At 71.7% G+C, this 17,752-nt stretch carries 22 protein-coding genes; 11 read left to right on the plus strand and 11 right to left on the minus strand.

Going from position 1 to position 17,752, the window contains the following annotated elements:
- Window positions 1-3 precede the first annotated feature (3 nt).
- Window positions 4-1,188 (plus strand): ABC transporter ATP-binding protein, encoded by a 1,185-nt coding sequence (locus FFT21_RS08085; RefSeq protein ID WP_137813135.1) that lies wholly within the window; start codon window positions 4-6, stop codon window positions 1,186-1,188.
- Between the two features lie 330 nt (window positions 1,189-1,518).
- Window positions 1,519-2,604 carry a hypothetical protein gene (locus FFT21_RS08090; protein WP_225978202.1) on the plus strand — a complete coding sequence of 362 codons (1,086 nt, stop codon included), beginning with the start codon at window positions 1,519-1,521 and terminating at the stop codon, window positions 2,602-2,604.
- Window positions 2,605-2,734: 130 nt separating this feature from the next.
- Here FFT21_RS08090 and FFT21_RS08095 read toward each other — a convergent pair whose 3' ends face one another.
- From FFT21_RS08095 to FFT21_RS08105, 3 genes are read right to left on the minus strand one after another with little or no spacing between them, the layout of a single operon-like run.
- Window positions 2,735-2,956: a hypothetical protein gene (locus tag FFT21_RS08095; protein WP_137813136.1), complete on the minus strand. Its 222-nt coding sequence runs from the start codon at window positions 2,954-2,956 to the stop codon at window positions 2,735-2,737.
- Between the two features lie 45 nt (window positions 2,957-3,001).
- The gene (locus FFT21_RS08100) at window positions 3,002-3,187 is read right to left on the minus strand and encodes a DUF397 domain-containing protein (protein ID WP_137813137.1); all 186 of its coding nucleotides are present in this window, start codon (window positions 3,185-3,187) and stop codon (window positions 3,002-3,004) included.
- Entirely contained in the window at window positions 3,120-4,031 is a 912-nt protein-coding gene (locus tag FFT21_RS08105; RefSeq protein ID WP_192909426.1) for a helix-turn-helix domain-containing protein, read from the minus strand. Before FFT21_RS08105 ends, FFT21_RS08100 begins: the two co-directional genes overlap by 68 nt.
- Before the next feature lie 56 nt (window positions 4,032-4,087).
- Between FFT21_RS08105 and FFT21_RS08110 the strand changes: the two genes are divergently transcribed.
- Window positions 4,088-4,366 (plus strand): PDDEXK family nuclease, encoded by a 279-nt coding sequence (locus FFT21_RS08110; protein ID WP_137813139.1) that lies wholly within the window; start codon window positions 4,088-4,090, stop codon window positions 4,364-4,366.
- A gap of 21 nt (window positions 4,367-4,387) precedes the next feature.
- On the opposite strand, the gene FFT21_RS08115 is transcribed toward FFT21_RS08110, so the two are convergent.
- From FFT21_RS08115 to corA, 5 genes are all read right to left on the minus strand, one after another.
- Window positions 4,388-4,771: a type II toxin-antitoxin system VapC family toxin gene (locus FFT21_RS08115; RefSeq protein WP_137813140.1), complete on the minus strand. Its 384-nt coding sequence runs from the start codon at window positions 4,769-4,771 to the stop codon at window positions 4,388-4,390.
- Window positions 4,768-5,163 (minus strand): type II toxin-antitoxin system Phd/YefM family antitoxin, encoded by a 396-nt coding sequence (locus tag FFT21_RS08120; RefSeq protein WP_137813141.1) that lies wholly within the window; start codon window positions 5,161-5,163, stop codon window positions 4,768-4,770. The genes FFT21_RS08115 and FFT21_RS08120 overlap by 4 nt, the downstream gene beginning before the upstream one ends.
- A gap of 137 nt (window positions 5,164-5,300) precedes the next feature.
- Window positions 5,301-6,146, minus strand: coding sequence for a ParB N-terminal domain-containing protein (locus tag FFT21_RS08125; protein WP_137813142.1), 846 nt, complete (start codon window positions 6,144-6,146; stop codon window positions 5,301-5,303).
- Between the two features lie 67 nt (window positions 6,147-6,213).
- Window positions 6,214-6,870, minus strand: a complete 657-nt coding sequence (locus FFT21_RS08130) for a metallophosphoesterase family protein (protein ID WP_137813143.1) — start codon at window positions 6,868-6,870, stop codon at window positions 6,214-6,216.
- Between the two features lie 347 nt (window positions 6,871-7,217).
- Window positions 7,218-8,303 (minus strand): magnesium/cobalt transporter CorA, encoded by a 1,086-nt coding sequence (corA, locus tag FFT21_RS08135; RefSeq protein ID WP_137813144.1) that lies wholly within the window; start codon window positions 8,301-8,303, stop codon window positions 7,218-7,220.
- Between the two features lie 470 nt (window positions 8,304-8,773).
- On the opposite strand from corA, the gene FFT21_RS08140 reads away from it, so the two are divergent.
- Window positions 8,774-9,283 (plus strand): MaoC family dehydratase, encoded by a 510-nt coding sequence (locus FFT21_RS08140; protein ID WP_137813145.1) that lies wholly within the window; start codon window positions 8,774-8,776, stop codon window positions 9,281-9,283.
- Window positions 9,280-10,401 carry a DUF2332 domain-containing protein gene (locus tag FFT21_RS08145; RefSeq protein WP_137813146.1) on the plus strand — a complete coding sequence of 374 codons (1,122 nt, stop codon included), beginning with the start codon at window positions 9,280-9,282 and terminating at the stop codon, window positions 10,399-10,401. The genes FFT21_RS08140 and FFT21_RS08145 overlap by 4 nt, the downstream gene beginning before the upstream one ends.
- Before the next feature lie 42 nt (window positions 10,402-10,443).
- On the opposite strand, the gene FFT21_RS08150 is transcribed toward FFT21_RS08145, so the two are convergent.
- Window positions 10,444-10,869 (minus strand): NUDIX domain-containing protein, encoded by a 426-nt coding sequence (locus FFT21_RS08150; RefSeq protein WP_192909436.1) that lies wholly within the window; start codon window positions 10,867-10,869, stop codon window positions 10,444-10,446.
- A 151-nt stretch (window positions 10,870-11,020) separates the two neighbouring features.
- Here FFT21_RS08150 and FFT21_RS29110 point away from each other — a divergent pair, with 151 nt between their 5' ends.
- From FFT21_RS29110 to FFT21_RS08175, 6 genes are all read left to right on the plus strand, one after another.
- Window positions 11,021-11,179: a hypothetical protein gene (locus FFT21_RS29110; protein WP_192909427.1), complete on the plus strand. Its 159-nt coding sequence runs from the start codon at window positions 11,021-11,023 to the stop codon at window positions 11,177-11,179.
- A 93-nt stretch (window positions 11,180-11,272) separates the two neighbouring features.
- Window positions 11,273-11,833, plus strand: a complete 561-nt coding sequence (locus tag FFT21_RS08155; protein ID WP_137813147.1) for a PH domain-containing protein — start codon at window positions 11,273-11,275, stop codon at window positions 11,831-11,833.
- 178 nt (window positions 11,834-12,011) lie between these two features.
- Complete coding sequence (locus FFT21_RS08160; protein WP_137813148.1) at window positions 12,012-12,872, plus strand: PHP domain-containing protein; 861 nt, start codon at window positions 12,012-12,014, stop codon at window positions 12,870-12,872.
- 5 nt (window positions 12,873-12,877) lie between these two features.
- Window positions 12,878-13,498: a MarC family protein gene (locus FFT21_RS08165; protein ID WP_137813215.1), complete on the plus strand. Its 621-nt coding sequence runs from the start codon at window positions 12,878-12,880 to the stop codon at window positions 13,496-13,498.
- Between the two features lie 63 nt (window positions 13,499-13,561).
- The gene (locus tag FFT21_RS08170) at window positions 13,562-14,395 is read left to right on the plus strand and encodes a RecB family exonuclease (RefSeq protein ID WP_137813149.1); all 834 of its coding nucleotides are present in this window, start codon (window positions 13,562-13,564) and stop codon (window positions 14,393-14,395) included.
- Window positions 14,396-14,419: 24 nt separating this feature from the next.
- Window positions 14,420-14,842, plus strand: a complete 423-nt coding sequence (locus tag FFT21_RS08175; protein WP_137813150.1) for a hypothetical protein — start codon at window positions 14,420-14,422, stop codon at window positions 14,840-14,842.
- Between the two features lie 521 nt (window positions 14,843-15,363).
- On the opposite strand, the gene FFT21_RS08180 is transcribed toward FFT21_RS08175, so the two are convergent.
- On the minus strand, window positions 15,364-16,254 hold the full coding sequence (locus tag FFT21_RS08180; RefSeq protein WP_225978203.1) for an alpha/beta fold hydrolase: 891 nt from the start codon (window positions 16,252-16,254) through the stop codon (window positions 15,364-15,366).
- Between the two features lie 86 nt (window positions 16,255-16,340).
- Window positions 16,341-17,732, minus strand: coding sequence for an Rv3212 family protein (locus tag FFT21_RS08185; protein ID WP_137813151.1), 1,392 nt, complete (start codon window positions 17,730-17,732; stop codon window positions 16,341-16,343).
- Window positions 17,733-17,752 lie beyond the last annotated feature (20 nt).

Consider the following 17,752-nt stretch of genomic DNA (forward strand, 5'->3'; position numbering starts at 1 on the left):
GACGTGGCCGACATCGTCCTGGACAAGGTTTCCAAGCGGTACCCGGACGGCGCGCTCGCAGTGTCCGATGTGGACATCGAGATCGCCGACGGCGAGTTCATCATCCTGGTCGGGCCATCCGGATGCGGAAAGTCCACGACGCTCAACATGATCGCCGGTCTGGAGGACATCACCGCCGGCGAGCTGCGCATCGGCGGGGCGCGGATGAACGAGCGGGCGCCGAAGGACCGGGACATCGCCATGGTGTTCCAGTCCTACGCGCTCTACCCGCACATGACCGTGCGGGAGAACATGGCCTTTCCGCTGCGGCTGGCCAAGGTGGACAACGCGACGGTGGAGCGGAAGGTCAACGAGGCGGCGAAGATCCTCGACCTCACCCAGCACCTGGACCGCAAGCCGGCCAACCTCTCCGGCGGCCAGCGGCAGCGGGTCGCCATGGGCCGGGCGATCGTGCGCAACCCCAAGGCGTTCCTGATGGACGAGCCACTGTCCAATCTGGACGCCAAGCTGCGGGTGCAGATGCGCACCTCGGTGTCCCGGCTGCAGAAGCAGCTCGGCACCACCACGGTGTACGTCACGCACGACCAGACGGAGGCGATGACGCTGGGCGACCGGGTGGTGGTGATGCGCGGCGGCGTGGTGCAGCAGATCGGCGCGCCGCAGTACCTCTACGACCACCCGGCCAACCTGTTCGTCGCCGGGTTCATCGGCTCACCGGCGATGAACTTCGTGCCGGCCACCGTGGAGGAAGGCAGGCTCCGCTGTGCCCTCGGCGATCTGACCCTGCCGGACGCCACCCGGCGCAGGCTGGAGGCGGCGGACGCGCCCCGCGAGGTGATCATGGGCGTGCGCCCGGAGCACTTCGAGGACGCCGCGCTGCTTGACGAGGCCGCCCGGTCGCGGGGCGCGCTGTTCAGCGGCCAGGTGGACGTGCTGGAGTCGATGGGCTCCGACAAGTACGCCTACTTCACCCTCGCCGCCGAGCGGGCCAGCACCGCGGAACTGGAGGAACTGGCCGCCGACGCGGGCACGGCCGACGTGCCGTCCGCCGGCTCGCAGCTAATCACCCGGATCTCCGCGGCGTCGGCCGCGAGGGAGGGCGAGAAGCTGCAGGTCTGGTTCGACGTGGCGAACGCCCAGGTGTTCGACCCGGCCAGCGGCCGCAACCTCACGTTCTCCGGCGACTGAAGCCCCGTCCCGCCGGGGCCGGTCCGCATTCCGGACCGGCCCCCGGGCACCGGCCGTGCCCACGACGGGCGCCCACCCGCCGGTCCGGCGCGTCGGGTGCCGTCCGCCGGGTGAACCTGCTCCGCCGAAGGGTCATGTTCGCGCCGCTGAGCTTGAGGGCGGCGCAGGGCTCGCAGCGGCGGGCGCCCACCGTGCCGGGCGGCACCGGGTTGGTCACCGCGACTTCACCTGGTCGGGGGAGCGCCGGGTGGCTGGTCGCCCCTGTTCGGGCGCTGTCGTTGTCGGGGACCGGTGCGACGATCGATCACACCGGGTTCGGGGGTGGTCGTCATGGCCGACAGGGACGTGTCCGAGCGGAAGAGCGCGCCGGGGCAGGCGCCGCGGGTGAGCGACCTGCGGGTCACCCTCGAACCGCGGGCCGAGCAGAGCCCGCCCAGCGCGGGCTGGGGCCGGCCGAGGGTCACCGACTGGCAGCTTGCCGTCGAGTCCCGGGCCCGGCGGATCCACGGTGAGCTGGCCGCGCTGGAGGACGTGCCCGGCACCGAGGTGGAGCGGGCCACCGCGGCCCGCGCGCTCGACGTGGTGGACCGCATCCTGCAGGAGCGGCGGCGGTGGTGGCAGTCGGTGGCCGCGTGGTGGTCCGGCTGGCACATCGAGCGCGCGTGGCGGGCACTGCACGAGGCTGAGGTCGCCGTCGTCTCCACCGATCCGCACCTGGCCGCGCATCTGCCCGCGCTGCGCGAGCGGGTGGCCACCTACGTGCACGACGACGACCGGCGCCGGAGGGCGCTGGAGGAGCTGCGGCCCGCCGAGCCACCCAGCCGGGCCGACCGGGTCGTGGTGGCGGACGCGCTGTGCGCCACCTTCGACGCCTCGGACGACGCCCACGCCGGCGCGCGGGCGCTGCGCAACAAGCTGGTCATCACGGCCGCCGCGCTGGTCGTGCTGAACACCGTGCTGGGCGTGGCCGGGATCGTCCGGCCGGGCATGGTGCCCATGTGCGTGCAGGTGCAGCAGACCCAGCGGGTAATCTGCCCGGCCGGCCCGGCGCCCGGCCCGGTGGACGTCTGGCTGGTGCAGATGCTCGGCGCGTTCGGCGCGCTGGTCGCCGGGGTGATCCTGCTGATCCGCCGGCGGCCCAGCCTGTCGCCGTACGTGCTGATCGGCTACCAGGCGCTGATCAAGGTGCTGCTCGGCGCCGGCCTCGCCGTGGTCGGCGTGCTCGGCCTCGGCGCCGGCGTCACCGACGGGCTGATCTGCGTGACCAGCCAGGCGGGCCTGCTGCTGTGGTCGGTGCTGCTGGGCTACTCCCAGCAGGTCGGCACCCGGTTACTCGACAACTATGCGGACCAGGTGATGGACCAGGTCCGCCCGCTGCCGGACACCTCCGCCGCCGCCCCGGGCACGGTCCGGTGATGGTCGGCGTCGAGATGCGCCGGAGCGAACAGCGCATGCCCTGCGGCCAGGCGCCTCGCGACCGCATCGCGGCGGGGGTCATCGGCGGCGTAGAACGCGACGAGCACCGACGCGTCGACAACGGCCAGGCTCACGTGGCTTCCCGGGCTTCGCGCACCGCCGCCGCCGCGTCGTCTACGGTCACCCGGGTCCCTTTGGGCGGGGGGTAGGAGGCGACGTAGCCCGCCAGCCGCGTCACCTGGGCGACCTCGGTCAACCGGTCGACGACGAAGGCGTTCAACGGCTGGCGGTTGGCCTCGGCCGCTTCGGCGAGCGTGGTGTACACCTCGTCAGGCACGTCCCGGAGATTCATCCGCCTCATGGTGCCGTGAGGCGCGGGTGGCGAGCCGTGCCAGTGTCAGGAGCCGGTGAACGCGCCGATGAACGCGGTCCACGCGGCCGGGGAGAAGACCAGAACCGGCCCAGCGGTGTTCTTCGAATCCCGGACGGCGACCAGCTTCGGCAGCCAAGCGACCTCAACGCAGTTCCCGCCTCCGGCCTGGGAGCGGCTGCTCCTGCGCCACACGGCCCGGCTCAGGTCCACGGTGCACCCCTTCCGCTCCGTCCGTGGCGAGCGCGGCCAGCAACGCCGCCGACTCGTGCTCGCTGAGCGCGATAGTACTCAGCTCCCGGAAATTCCTGTTGAGCTGCGCGACCTGATCCGGCGTGCTGATCTGCAGTTGCCCGGCGGGGTGCTCGTGGTAGCCGAGATCGGCGATCGTGTCCGGCGGGAAGCGCAGGACACAGAAGCTGCCAGCCAGCCCAGCGTGTGGCCCGACATCGGCCGGCAACACCTGGATGGTCACGTGCGGCAGGCCGGCCATGTCAACCAGGTGTCGGGCCTGCTCGCGCAGCACCGCCGCGTCGACAACGCCGGGCGTGAGTGCCCACCGGTGGATGATCGCGTGCAGTACGAGCGGGTTCGCGCCGGTGAGACGTTCGCGCCGCCTCATCCGGATTCTCAGGTGCTTGTCCCGTAGCCGAGGTGTGTAGTCGGCGAACAACGCCCGTGCGTAGCCTTCCGTCTGCAGCAGGCCCGGGATGACCGCCAGCTCGAAGTTCCGTAACCGGACGGCTTCCGCCTCCAGACCGACGTAGCTGGTGGCCGTGACGCCCTCGATGTGCCACCACTTCTTCTTGACCGCCTCGCGGGCGAGTTCGAGGACTGCGTCCCAGTCGTCCACGGACACCCGGTACAGCTCCAGCATGGCGCGCACGTACAGCGGGTGGGCGGGCTGCTGGCCGTTCTCGATCCGGCTGAGCGAGCTGTCCGACAGTTCCAGGTCGGCCGCGGCCTGCTCCTGGGTGAGACCGGCCTTCTCACGGAGTTCCTTGAGCAGCCGGCCGAGTTGGAGCCGGCGGATGGCCGGAATGCTGTGCTGTGCCACGTCGGGACCTCCGGAGGCGGGACAACCGCAGCAACGATCATGGCGGGAAAGTCGGCATGGGAACCCGGAAATCAACACGGTCGGGTGATCGTTCGCCGCCACGACACGGTCCGCTGACCGGCGGGCTCGGCGGCGACCGGGTGATCAAGCGCGGCGAGTACGCGGACGCGGGCATTCCCTACTACTGGATCATCGACCTGGACCCGCCGGTCTCGCTCATCGCGCACCACCTGGCCGGCGAGTTCGGCTACGCCGACGACGGCGAGCACACCGGCACCCATACCGCGCGCGACCCGTGGCCGCTCACCATCGACCTCGCCGGCCTGCTGCCCTGACCGGTGATGGTGCCGTGGCGGCTACGGGCTCACCACCGTGATGCCTTCGGCCTCGGCCGCCCTGCCGAGTGTGTGGTCGTACGTGACGAACGCTGTGGCGTGCATATCCACGGCGGTGGCCAGGTGTAGCGCGGCCAGGCTGCCGAGGTGACGGTGTGGGAACCGCGCGGCAGCGACCAACACTGGAGAAAGCGGCAGCAGTGTGATGTCCGCCAGGAGGCTGCCTGCGAGTTCGTGGTCTTCGTTCGGCCGACCGTGTTTGATCAGCGTCCGATGTATCTCCACGTGCAGCAGCTCGCTGCTGACCAACGCCTGGTCAGTGACCTCGAGGTAGGCGGCGAACTCTGCGCTACCTGGCTCCGGAATGATCAGCTTGATGACGGCGCTGGAATCCAGGTAGATCAACGGTGCCTGTCCCGGTCCGCGATGATCGAAGCGGAACCGGTCGGCTCGCCGGGCGGCTGAGACCGTGCCGGAATCGTGCGTAGCCTGTCGCGAAGGCGCCGCTGCCTGTCACGCCAGTCGGCTGGGACATGCCCACCTGCGGCAAGCTCGTCGAGTTTGATCTCGTCCTGGTCCGGTGGCCCTATCACGGCAACCACCCGACCATGCCGGGTGATCTGGACCCGATGCCCGGCCTCCACCAGACCCAACACCCGGCGGCTGTTGTGGATGAGCTCGCCTACCGGCACCCGCTCCGGGGGTTCCTCGGGACGGTCGGCGTGGGCCGCGGGCACCGGTCCTCCCAGCCTACGGATCAGGGATTGAGTCAGCGACCGCTCGATGACGACGGCCATGACCTCAGTCACCAGGATTGCCGAGTTGTCAGAACCTGCGCCACGAGAGTTACCGATGGAGGAAGCTCGGTGACCGACATGCCTCTCGTGGTTACATCGGGCGGCGATCGGTATGGCGGCCCTCGGCTCTCGTTCGGTCACCGTGGACGTCGATGGCGTAGCTCGTTGAGCACGGCGTCGTCCCAGCGGTGGGTGCGGATCAGCCGGTACCGCTCGCGGATCACCCACAGGTACGCCTCGGCCTCGGTGCGGTCGCCGAGCAGATCGGCCTGCCGGATCATCCGCACCACGGGAACGAACTCCTCCGTATACCAACGGCTGGCCACCGTGGCGCGGTCCAGGAAGCGGCCCTCGTCCTGCATCAGCCGGAAGCCCCACGCCTCGACGGCCTCGCCAAGTTCGGCGTAGTCCCACGGATCGGCGACCACGATCGCCGCGCGGGCCTCGCCGGTCAGCGGCACGCGTTCCAGGAACACCCTGCGGTAGTCCTTGACGATCAGGTCGCCGCGGTAGCGGATGCCCGTCGCGGACAGCTTGGTGCGCACCGCGGTGACGTAGGCGTCGATGGTGGACAGTCCGAGCGCGTGCGCCACCGACACCCGGTGGTGGCCGTCCCGGACGAAGTGCAGTTCGCCCACCCGGTAGACGTCGATCGGCGGGATCGACTCGCCGCGCCGCTGCGCCATGGCCAGCCGTTCCCAGCGCTGCCGCACCCGCGCCGAGGTCGGCCGGAACCGGCGGTCGAAGTCCCGGTTGCGGTCCACGCTGCCGACGATGGAGTCCAGCGGGATCACCTGCAGCCCGAGGCGCCGCTCGCCCAACACTCCGAGCGCCGCGGTGACCTCCTCGAAGGGCAGCATGATGTTGACGTCGTCCGGTTCCCGGCGCAGCCATGCGGCCAGCCGGGACAGCACCTGGGCCCGGCGGGCACGCAGGAAGTCGCTCTCCGCGTCGGCCCGGGGAAAGCCGGTGTCACGGGGCATCCCGCACCTCCTCGCCGGCCGCCGCGCCGGGGTCACCGGCCGCGCGGCGGCCGGGTGCTGCATAACCTCACTGCCTGGGAATGTCCAGCACCCGGTACCCGACCACGTTGACGACCCGGGTGCCGCCGAGCGAACGGTCCGGAACTTTTTCGCCGTGCGGGTGGATGTGGCCGTGCACCAGCAGCGGCGGGTTCAGCCGCCGGACCGCGTCGTGCAGGCAGGCGAAGCCGCGGTGCGGCGGATCGTCCCGATCCCCGCAGTCCCTTGGTGGGGAGTGGGTGAGCAGCACGTCCACGCCCTGCCCGTCGCGCAGCCGCCGCCAGCCGGCGAGCCGGGCCATCCGGCGCATCCGCCTGGCCTGCTGCCGCTCCGTCCACTGGTTCGGCCCACGGTTGTACCGGATGGACCCGCCCAGCCCGGCGATGCGCAGCCCGGCGGCGTCGACCACGCGGCCGTCGGCGTTGACCGCCCCGCCCGGCCCCGGCCACCGCGCCGGCAGGCCGTCCCGGGTCCACAGGCCCCGCACGTTGGCGTAGCCGGAAAGGTCGGGGTCGTGGTTCCCGGGCACGAACACGCAGGGCTTGTCCAGCGCGGTGACCAGGTACTCCAGGTAGTCGAACGGTAGGTCGCCGGCCGCGAGCACGAGGTCGACGGCGTGCGCTCGGACCTGCTCGGTCCACAGCTTCTCGACCACCTCGTCGGCTACCGCGAGCACCCGTGGCATGCCGCCAAGGTTACGTGCGGACCCCGCATTCAGCGGGCTCAGTGCGGTTCTCGCCAGTGGGGAGGAACCGCATTCAGCCCGCTGAACGCGAGGTCGGCCGGGACCGGTCTATGGCCGCTCATGGCTGCGTGGCGATGACCACGGTCACCGTGGCGACCCAGGCCACGGATGCCATGAACACCCAGAACAGTGCGTTGTGCAGAACGCGGGCCATCGTCTGACCTCCCCTCCTGACCAGATACCAACCGCTCTCGGAACGGGTCGGGGCACCGAGGCCCCATGGGGCACGTCGCCCCGACGTGGGCGATCCGTTACCGGACCGCCGAGATCAACTGTGTTCGGCTCGGTCAGAGCCAGTGCTTTTGTCGGAATATTCGGTAAAGCACGAAACAGGTGACGAGGATGACGCCGAGCACCATGGGGTAGCCGTACTTCAGGTGCAACTCGGGCATGTTCTCGAAGTTCATCCCGTAGATGCCCGCCACCATGGTCGGCACCGAGATGATCGCCGCCCACGCGGTGATCTTGCGCATGTCGGTGTTCTGCTGCAGCGAGATCTTGGCCAGCGCCGCGTCGATCAGCGTGGTCAGCATCTCGTCGAAGCCGGCGACCCGCTCGGTCACCGTGGCCAGGTGGTCGTCGACGTCGCGGAAGTACGACCGCACCTGCTCGGGCACTAACGGGCTGTACCCCTCGGTCAGCCGGCGCATCGGCGTGGCCAGCGGCATGATCGCTCGCCGCAGCTCCATCACCTCGCGCTTCATCAGGTAGATCTGCTCCGCGTCCACCGGGGACCGCGGCTCGAAGACCTGCGCCTCCATCACGTCGATGTCGTCCTCAATGGACTCGGCGACGGCGAGGTAGCTGTCCACGGCGTGATCGGCGATCGCGTGCAGCACGGTGGCCGGGCCGTAGCCCAGCTGTTCCGGGTCGTCCTCCAGTTGCCTGCGCACCATGCCCAGCCCGGAGTGGTTGCCGTGCCGGACGGTGACCACGAAGTCCCGGCCCAGAAACACCATCAGCTCGCCGGTCTCGACGATCTCGTTGGCGGTGGTCGGCGACTCGTGCGCCACGTACCGGACCGTCTTGAGCACCATGAACAGCGTCTCGTCGTAGCGCTCCAGCTTGGGCCGCTGGTGCGCCTGCACGGCGTCCTCCACGGCGAGTTCGTGCAGTCCGAAGGTGTCCGCGACGCCCTGGATCTGCTCCTCGTCCGGTTCGTGCAGGCCGATCCAGACGAAACCCTCGCCACGGCGACGCACCTCGTCCACCGCCTCGGTGTGCGTCCACCGGCCGGGCAGCCGCTTTCCGCGCACGTATACCGCGCAGTCCACGACGTACGCGGACAGCGGAACGGGAATGCGCTGGCGCTGGGCGGCCTCGCGGGACGCGCGGCCGCCGCGGCGGCCACCGAGCGAGGGCAGGGCGGGCATCAGGACCTCCAGCGTTGACGTCGAGGGCGTGCAACACCGGAGCGGCCGCCCACTCCGGTGCTGGAGCGTCCCGGCCGGACCGCCAGGGCCTACCTCGGGTGGCCGACCCTTCCGACGGGGACGCAGGTGGTACTGGAGGGAAGTGAGCCATCTGAGCTACTCATGTCCCACCTCCTTTCCCGCGAGTCCGCGCGCCACCGCGTCCCTGAACTCCGTCACCCGGTCCAGGGTCGGCATGGTCGCGAGCGGTGGATTCGCTCACAGACCGGTTGTCAAGGGTACTCCTTCCGGGTTCAGACTGTGGCCCCGGCCAGTGAGCGTCGTTCAGCACCGGCCCAGCGACCACGGGCCGTCAGGCCCGTGCGAGGGCCGGTGTGGTGACGGGCGTGGCGTCCGCACGAGCCTCGCCGGATGACGCGAACTTCTGAACAGGGCACAGTGCGGGCCGGGTCACCCCTTGGAGGAACCAGGTGCAGTTCGGGCGGTATTACGAGGAGTTCGAGGTCGGCGCGGTGTACAAGCACTGGCCGGGCAAGACGGTGACCGAGTACGACGATCACCTGTTCTGCCTGCTCACCATGAACCACCACCCGCTGCACATGGACGCGCACTACGCGGCGGAGACCACCGACTTCGGCAAGAACGTGGTGGTGGGCAACTACATCTACTCGCTGCTGCTGGGCATGTCCGTGCCGGACATCTCCGGCAAGGCGATCGCCAACCTTGAGGTCGAGTCGCTGCGGCACATCGCGCCGACCTTCCACGGTGACACCATCTACGGTGAGACCGAGGTGCTCGACAAGCGCGAGTCGAAGTCCAAGCCGGACCGCGGGGTGGTCGCCGTGGAGACCCGTGGCTACAAGCAGGACGGCACCGTGGTGTGCACCTTCCGCCGCCGGGTGATGGTGCCGAAGGTGTCCTACGGCGAGGCCCGCGGCGGTGAGCAGCCCGGACGTCCGGAACCGAAGATTGACGCATGACCCGTTCCTCCGGTGAGGCGCTGCGGCTGGCCCAGGACCGGCTCCGGCGCTTCGCCGAGCAGGAGGCGGCCGGGGTGTCGCCGCTGTACGCGCACCTGGCCGCCCGTGCCGCCGAGGATCCCGAGGTGGCCGGCCTGCTCACCGCGGCGCCCCCGGAGTTCGCCACCCCCACCCTGCTGCTGGCCGCCGCGCACCGGGTGCTGCACACCGAGCCGTGGAGCGAGCTGACGAACTACTACCCGTCGCTGGGCGGCACTTACGGCGTGGACGGCGACACCTGGCCGCGCTTCCGCGAGTTCGTGCTGCGTCGCGCCGACGACGTGCGCGCGGTGGTGGCCACGCACACCACGCAGACCAACGAGGTGCGCCGGGCGGCCCTGCTGTTTCCCGCGGTCGCCGCGGCGGCCCGCGCGGCCGGCGGGAAGATCGGGCTGGTCGAGGTCGGCGCGAGCGCCGGGCTGCTGCTCGGCCTCGGCCGCTTCGGCTACCGCTACCAGACCGAGCAGGCCGGCCAGCTCGTCGCCGGGCCGGCGAAGCCGAGCCTGGTGCTGCACTGCGCGCTGGAACTGGCCGAGGGCGCCGACTTCCCGCACCTGCCGAAGCGGCTGGACGTGGCGGCCCGGATCGGGCTGGACCGCCGGCCGGTGGATGTCGCCGACCCGGAGCAACTGGCGTGGCTGGAGGCGTGCGTGTGGGCCGACCAGCCGGAGCGGCTGCGGCTGCTGAACATGGCCGCGGCCGCGCAGCGCGCCGACCCGCCGGAGCTGGTGACCGGGGACGCGGTGGACGACCTGCCCGGCACACTTGACCGGCTGCCGGGCGGGCTGCCCGCCGTGGTGCTGACCAGCAACGTGCTGCCGTACCTGGCGGACGCGCGGCGGACCGCGTTCGTGGCCGCGCTGCGCGAGGTGGCCCGGCACCGGCCGGTGTGGTGGGTCAGCCACGAGCCCCACCGGGCCGGGCTCGACCGGGTGCTGCCCGACACCCCTGCGCTGCACGCGCCGGACGGCCGGGCGGTCACCGTGCTCGGCCTGGTCCGCTTCGACGGCGGGACCACCGACGCCCGCGCACTGGCCCGCTGCGACCCGCACGGCCAGCGCCTGGTGTGGTTGCCCTAGCCGCCCCTCCCGCGCCTGCCGTGGCGCGTCTCACCCGCCGTGTCACACCCTGGGCAGCGCGTCCCAGCCCTCGAGTGCCTGGGCCAGGCCGTCGACGAGCATGCCGTCCCGGTGCAGTGTGGTGAACATCTCCCGGTCGAACCACTCCGCGGCGTCGGCGTCGTCCCCGGCGCGGAGATCACCGTCAACGACCTGGCAGAGGTAGTCGTGGATCTCGAACGTGCCGTGCGGGGCGGGCCGCAGCACCGAGCCGAGCAGCGGGCCGACGGTTACGGAGAGTCGCGTCTCCTCGTACACCTCACGGACTACCGCCTCGGCGTCCGACTCGCCCTGCCGCACTCGGCCACCCGGCACCGACCACCGGCCGCGACCTGGCTCATGTGCTCGCCGCACGAGGAGAAGCAGCCCGGCCGCGTCCCGGATCACGGCGCCGACGCAGCGGACGATCGGCAGGCCAAGCTCGGTCACGGGCACGAAGCGTAGCCGACATTCGGGTGAGTTCGGCACCACTGGCCCAAGTGCGGGACAAAGCTCCCTTACCGCCGCCGAGTGCGGTACAACCTTGACGACAGGCGCAGTGGATCGAAGTGGATGCCGTACGGGGACGGGGTTGGTCGTCGTGAACCTGAAGAAGCTCCTGACGTGGGCTGGGGTCGCGTTGCTGCTGTTCCTTCTGATCACGCAGCCGGTTGGCGCCGCCAACATGGTCACGAACATCCTCAACTCGCTGCGCGAGGCTGCCGAAGCCCTCATCACTTTCGTACGCTCGTTGTTCTAGCCACCGCGGGGCCGAGGCAGCTTCAATGATCGTGGCTGGCCGCAGCGGGCGGGCCACGGCGGAAGCCAGGTCGCGGAACAGGAGGGACCGGCGATGTTCGCACCCAGGGATCCGGACGAGTACCTGCTCGGCACCGAGCGCCGGGTCATCCGGGTGCGGCGGCACTGGGCCTGCATGGGGTGGCAGATCTACGAGACGATCGCCCTGCTGATCTCCGCGCTGATGATCTCGTACGTGCTGCCGCCGACGTTCTGGCTGGCGCAGAACGCGCTCTGGTACGTGGCGCTGTTCGTGCTGCTGCGGCTGGTGTACTTCGTCATCGAGTGGTGGGTCGAGCGCATCGTGGTGACCGACAAGCGGTTCATGATCACTGGCGGGGTGTTCACCACCCGGGTGGCCATGATGCCGGTGTCCAAGGTCACCGACCTCACCTACGAGCGCCCGTGGGACGGCCGGATGATGGGCTACGGCACGCTGATCGTCGAGTCCGCCGGGCAGATCCAGGCGCTGAACCGCATCGAGTTCCTGCCCGACCCGGAGCGGGTCTTCGACGCCATCTCCGAGTTGGTGTTCGGCGACAAGAAGGCGCAGCAGGAGCGGTTCTCGATGATCAAGGCGCAGCGCGCCATCCGCGGCAAGAAGGTGGTGCTCTGACAGCCTGTTCCGGAAAGTGGACTGACCTGCGATGCTGATTTCGGGCACGCGGCGCGCGTTCAGGAACAGACCCTGACTCGTCGGGTGCGGACCGGGCCGCCAGCCGGCCCGGTGGCCCGGTGACTCACCCGCCAGGGTGGTGGCGTGCCGGGCGAGGCGGTCCTCCACACTTGACGGCGTGCGCATCGACCTGCACACCCATTCGACGGAGTCCGACGGCACCGACACGCCGGCCGAACTGGTCGCGGCGGCGGCCGAGGCCGGCCTGGACGCGGTCGCGCTGACTGACCACGACACCGCGGCCGGCTGGGACGAGGCCGGCAAGGCGTTACCGCCCGGGTTACGCCTGATCCCGGGCGCGGAGCTGTCCTGCTGCGCGCCCGACGGCCGGGGCGGCACGGTGACCGTGCACCTGCTGGCCTATCTCTTCGACGCGGAATCCCCCGCCCTGGCGGCCGAGCAGACCCGGCTGCGCGCGGAGCGGCGTGCCCGGCTGTACCGGATGGCGCAGCTCATGGCCGAGGACGGCTACCCGGTGGACCCGGACGAGCTGCTCGCCGCCCTCCCTCCGGACTCCCCGGCCGGCCGCCCGCACCTGGCCGCGGCGTTGCGCGACGCCGGCATCGTGTCCAGCGTGGACGAGGCCTTCGCCAGGTTGCTGCGCACCCGGGGCCCCTACCACGTGCCGCACCGCAACACCCCGGTGCGGCGGGCCATCGAGATGATCGACGAGGCCGGCGGCGTCACCGTGCTGGCCCACGCCTTCGCCAGGGCGCGTGGCCCGATCGTGACCGCCGAGGTGATCGCCGAGCTGGCCGGTTACGGGCTGACCGGGCTGGAGGTCGACCACCCGGACCACGACCCGGCCACCCGGGACGAGCTGCGCGGTATCGCCGCCGAGCTGGACCTGCTGGTCACCGGCTCCAGCGACTACCACGGCAGTAACAAGACCGTCCGGCTCGGCCAGGAGACCACCGACCCCGAGGTGCTGGACGCCCTCGCCGACCGGGCCACCGGCGCCCACGTGCTGGTCGGGTGAGCGGCATGGACGCCTACTTCGACGGCGCCATGTTCGCGTCCGCCACCATCACGCTGCTGGTCATCATGGACCCGACGGGCACCATCCCGGTGTTCCTCAGCCTGGTCGGCCGCAAGTCCCGGGAGGCCCGGCTGCGCGCCGCGCAGCAGGCCGTGCTGGTCTCCCTCGCGGTGATCTCGGTGTTCGCCGTGGGTGGTGAGGCGATCCTGGACTACCTGGGCATCGGTATCCCCGCGCTGCAGGGCGCGGGCGGGCTGCTGTTGCTGCTCGTCGCACTGGACCTGCTGACCGGAAGGCACAGCGCCGAGCCGGAGACGGTGGAGGACGTCAACGTGGCGCTGGTGCCGCTGGGCACCCCGCTGCTGGCCGGACCCGGCGCGATCGCGGCGACCATCGTGTTCGTCCGGCAGGCGGGCGGTCACCCGCCGGCCTACCTGGCGCTCGCGGCGGCGATCCTGCTGGTGCACCTGCTGCTGTACGTGTGCCTGCGCTACTCGGGCGCGGTGATCCGGCTGCTCCGGGAGAGCGGGATCACCCTGCTGGCCAAGATCGCCGGCCTGCTGCTCGCGGCCATCGCGGTGCAGCTCGTGGCCAATTCGGTGCGCGGCTTCGTCACCGGAGGCTGACCGGACCGGGTGGAAAGATCGGGTGCCGCGCGGCACGCCCGCCGGGCTGCGTACGGTGGGAGCGTGCAGGGTCAGCTCGGTTTCGACAGCATGCCGAAGAGGCTCGTCCGGATCACCCCGGCTCGCCTGGCCACCTGGCTGGACTGCCCGCGCCGGTACCGGATGGCCTACCTGGACCGGCCGGCGCCGCCGCGCGGCGGGGCGTGGGCGCACAACACCCTCGGCGCGGTGGTCCACAACGCGCTGCGGGCGCTGTTCGAGCTGCCGGTGCCGAGGCGGACGCCGGAGGCGGCCAGCGCACTGGTCGGGAAGTTCTGGAGCAGCGAGGGTTTCCGGGACGCCGAGCAGGTGGCCGACTACCGGGAGCGCGCCAAGGGCTGGGTCGCCGACTACGTGGCCGGGCTGGACACCTCGGTCGACCCGGTGGGTCTGGAGCGCTGGGTGTCCGCGCCGACCGCGCGGATCGTCGCCGAGGGCCGGGTGGACCGGATCGATCAGCGCGGCGGCGAACTGGTCGTGGTCGACTACAAGACCGGCCGGCATGCGCTGACCGTGGACGACGCCCGGGGGTCGCAGGCGCTGGCCCTGTACGCGCTGGCCGCCCGGCGGACGCTGCGCCGGCCGTGCCGTCGGGTCGAGCTGCACCATCTGCCGACCGGGGAGATCGCCGCCTGGGAGCACACCGAGGAGTCGCTGGCCCGGCATGTGCGGCGGGCCGAGGAGGCGGCGGACGACCTCCAGGTCGCGGCGGAGGCGCTGGCCGCCGGCGGTGACCGGGAGGCGCTGTTCCCTCCGGTGCCCGGTCGGCGCTGCTCGTGGTGCGACTTCCGGCGGAACTGCCCGGAGGGGCAGGCTGCGGCGCCCGAGATGGAGCCGTGGGCGCTGCTGGCGCCGTGACGCGGAGTGGGAGGGAGATCCGGCGTGCGGAACAGGCGGCAGCCACGCGGACCGCGTACCGAGCCGCTCGCGCTGGGTGCGGTGGCCGCCGCCGAGCGGCGCGGCAGGTCGAGGACGTGGGACGGCGCGGAACGTGGTACGCGTGATGGCGTGGACACGGGTTCGCGAGGTGGCGCGTTCCGCCGGGCGCTGCGCGGCTGCACCGGCGCGATCGCCGGTGGCCTGCTGGTGCTGGTGTTGGCCCTGGTCGGCGCGCAGCTCTACGCCGCACAGCACGCCACGCCCGGTCCCGGCGCGGCGATGATCGGCGGCAACGCCGCGGCCGCCGTGCTCGCAGTGGCCTGCCAGTGGTTCGCCGACCGCTCCCGCGGCTCCCGCGCCGCCGCCGCCCAACTCGCCGTCCTCGCCATCGCCGCCGCCGCCCTCTGGTTCTCCTGGTGGCGCTGACGGGTCGACGGCCGAGTTCGTGCGCCCAGGTGCGGAGACGTTCTCTCAGTGCATGCACCTGGCTCAGGGTCAGTCCGTGGCTTTCGAACGCCTCGTCCGGCAAGCGGTCCACGGCGAGCAACGCCTGGACGAACATTGCCTGGTCAAACCCGGGATCGGCGTTCCGCGCCAACCTGAGCAGGTCAGCACTGCTGTAGCGGCCGCTACGACACAGCGGTGTCTCGTTGGGACAGCGGTCCAAGTCGCGCACGTCCACGGCTTCCCGAATGCCCGTCTCGTACAGCAGCCCAAAGTTGCCGCTCGTCGTCCAACCCGTACGCACGCGGACCGGATCACGCCAGGTGGGTCGGCAGTTCCACAACGCCCGTCGCCGGACCGACCAGTTCGCCCAGCGAGTCGGGCATCACGTAGGGACCCGTGTCCGCGTACCGCAAGCGACCGCTCACACGTGCATTGTGCCTGCTCACGTCTGCGGACTCCGCGGCAGCCTGCCCGGCGACGGGGGCCGCCGGCCCAGCGGGTCAACTGATCCACGACCGCCAGGTCGGGAGCAGGGTGGCCAGGAGCTCTGCGGGGGACTCGGTGTTGGGGGAGTGCCCCGCGCCGGGCAGCACGGCGAAGTCCGCGTCCAGCCGGTCGGCCATGTCTCGCTGGGTGGCCACCGACCAGGCGTCGTCGTTCTCCCCGCAGATGACCAGGCACGACGCCCGTGCCGCGCGCAGCGCACCGGCCAGCCGGACGACCAGGTCCGGCTCGTAGCGCAGCCCGTCGGCCATGCCGAGCAGACCGACCGGCGAGGACCGGAGGAAGCGGGTGCGCAGGAACTGCTTCAGCTCATCGGGCCAGGCCGGCCAGTACGGGTCGAGCGCGTCCCTGGCCTCACGCAGCCGCAGCGCCGCCTCCATACCCTGCTCGCGCAGGATCGCCGAGCCCACGTCGAGGGCGGTCCTGCGGTCGCCGACCGGCAACTCGCCGGGTCCGCTGTCCAGCAGGGTCAGTCCGACGATGGGGGCGCCGACGAGCACCGCGGCGCGGGCCACCAGCCCGCCGTAGGAGTGGCCGAGCAGCAGTACCCGCCGGCCCTCGGCGGCCAGTTTCTCCACCAGGTCGGCCAGGGCCACGCCGAGCGGGGCCGGGCGGTAGTCGGCCTCGCGCTCGGGGCCGGGTGACTCGTACTGGCCGGGCAGGTCGATGGCGACCACCTCGAACCCGGCGTCGGCGATCGGGTCGACCAGCGGCGCGAAGTCCTCCTTGGAACCGGTGTAGCCGGGCACCAGGAGCGCGGTGACGCCAAGGTCGGGACCGTTCCCGCCGGCCGTCGCGCGCAGCGCCGCCACCGGCCCCCACCGGCCCGCCAGGTCGATGCGGACGGCGCGGTGGGGGCTGATCTGGGAGGCCGGCGGTGTCGTCACAGCAGACCAGTTTGCCGCATGCGCGGGTGGTATGTGCGACGGCAACGGGACCGGTATGCCCGTTTGGCCGGTATGCCGCGGCCCGATCAGCGCAGCGCGACCAGGGTGCCGCCGCGCTGCTCGAGCACCACCGGGCCGAGGAAACCCAACTCGATCGGTCCCCGGTAGCCCTGCCGGTCCACCCGGATCGCGCCGATCTTGGCGCCGTTGCCGGGATCGAGCACGAGCAGCCCCTCGGGCACGGGCAGCAGCAGCCGGCCGGCGAACACGGTGCCGGCGCCGAGCGTGTTCGGCAGCACCCACTGCGGGCGGAGGTCGGTGGCGGACAGCGCGATCGTGCGGGAACCGGTGAACCAGTAGATCGACCCCGGGCCGGTGGCGGTGGGCACCACGCCGCCGGCCGGGTCGCCGGTGAGGTCGCCGTTCGGCAGGTCGAGCGGCTGGGTGAGAAGCTCGGCACCGCTGCTGGTGTCCAGCACGATCAGCCGGTTCGGGTTGGGCACCGCCACCGCGACCCGGTCCGCGGTGACCGCCACCACCCGGGCGCCCCTGCCGCCGATCACCGAGCTGATCAGCACGTTCGGCTGGTCGGAGTCGCTTTCCTTGGCGTCCGGCGACAGCACGGTCACCCGGTCGCCCGGGTCGTCCGGGCAGCGTTCGACCACCGCCACCCGGCCGGTGGTCACCGCCTCCGAGCCGTAGACGCAGCCGGTGCGCGGCTGCTTGCCCGGGTTCACGATCGCCGGCACGGTGCCGTATTCCTGGGTGCGTACCAGGTCCGACCGCCAGGTCTCGATCAGCTTGCGGCCGGTGGCGGTCATGTGCACGCCGTCGTAGAGCAGCCGGGTGCCCATCTCGGCGTCACCGTTGCGCTGCGGGCCACGCCGGCCGGTCGCCCCGTCCAGCGCGGTGACCTCGCTGCAGTTGCGGGACTTGTGGTAGACGGCGACCGCGTACCCCCAGCCGGGGGCAACCGTGCACAGCGGCAGGTTCCGCCGGTACACCCAGCGCACCTGGCCGCTGAACGGGTCACGGCCGTCCACCTCGCCGCCGTCGCCGGTCACCACGTTCGGGCCGACGGCGACCGGCTGCTGGGTTCCGGCGCTGGGTGCCCGCCACACCTCGGCCAGGGTGGGCGGCATGGCGGCCGGTGCCTCGGGCACCGCGGCGACCACCGGGGTGGGCCGGGAGGTGGTGTGCCGCTCGTCGCTGAACCACCACACCACCAGGCCGGCGGCCAGGGAGACGACCAGCAGCACGGCCACCGCCGCGTAGTCCGCCGGCCGCCGCCAGCGCCGCCCGGAGCGGCGCCGCCGCGACGCGGCCGGTTGGGGCTCCATGCCGGAGCCGGCGTGGGCGGGCGCGGAGCCGTTCGCGGGTTCGCCGGCCTCGTCGGCCGGCTCGCCGGGCGGATCGGGACGCTCCGCCCGGCCGGTGTCCGCGACCCAGTCGTGCTCCGGTCCCTCCGGTCGTTCCACGTCCTCGCTCCCGATCGGCC

Origin of the sequence: Gandjariella thermophila (assembly GCF_005405885.1) — a bacterium.
In the GTDB taxonomy this organism is placed as follows: domain Bacteria; phylum Actinomycetota; class Actinomycetes; order Mycobacteriales; family Pseudonocardiaceae; genus Gandjariella; species Gandjariella thermophila.

What these genes read in the sequence shown, in the direction of transcription:
- FFT21_RS08090 (WP_225978202.1), top strand. Translation starts at nt 1,519, where the DNA reads ATGGCCGACAGGGACGTGTCCGAGCGGAAGAGCGCGCCGGGGCAGGCG.
- FFT21_RS08095 (WP_137813136.1), bottom strand. Translation starts at nt 2,956, where the DNA reads ATGAATCTCCGGGACGTGCCTGACGAGGTGTACACCACGCTCGCCGAA.
- FFT21_RS08110 (WP_137813139.1), top strand. Translation starts at nt 4,088, where the DNA reads ATGGGAACCCGGAAATCAACACGGTCGGGTGATCGTTCGCCGCCACGA.
- FFT21_RS08120 (WP_137813141.1), bottom strand. Translation starts at nt 5,163, where the DNA reads ATGGCCGTCGTCATCGAGCGGTCGCTGACTCAATCCCTGATCCGTAGG.
- FFT21_RS08125 (WP_137813142.1), bottom strand. Translation starts at nt 6,146, where the DNA reads ATGCCCCGTGACACCGGCTTTCCCCGGGCCGACGCGGAGAGCGACTTC.
- FFT21_RS08130 (WP_137813143.1), bottom strand. Translation starts at nt 6,870, where the DNA reads ATGCCACGGGTGCTCGCGGTAGCCGACGAGGTGGTCGAGAAGCTGTGG.
- corA (WP_137813144.1), bottom strand. Translation starts at nt 8,303, where the DNA reads ATGCCCGCCCTGCCCTCGCTCGGTGGCCGCCGCGGCGGCCGCGCGTCC.
- FFT21_RS08145 (WP_137813146.1), top strand. Translation starts at nt 9,280, where the DNA reads ATGACCCGTTCCTCCGGTGAGGCGCTGCGGCTGGCCCAGGACCGGCTC.
- FFT21_RS08155 (WP_137813147.1), top strand. Translation starts at nt 11,273, where the DNA reads ATGTTCGCACCCAGGGATCCGGACGAGTACCTGCTCGGCACCGAGCGC.
- FFT21_RS08165 (WP_137813215.1), top strand. Translation starts at nt 12,878, where the DNA reads ATGGACGCCTACTTCGACGGCGCCATGTTCGCGTCCGCCACCATCACG.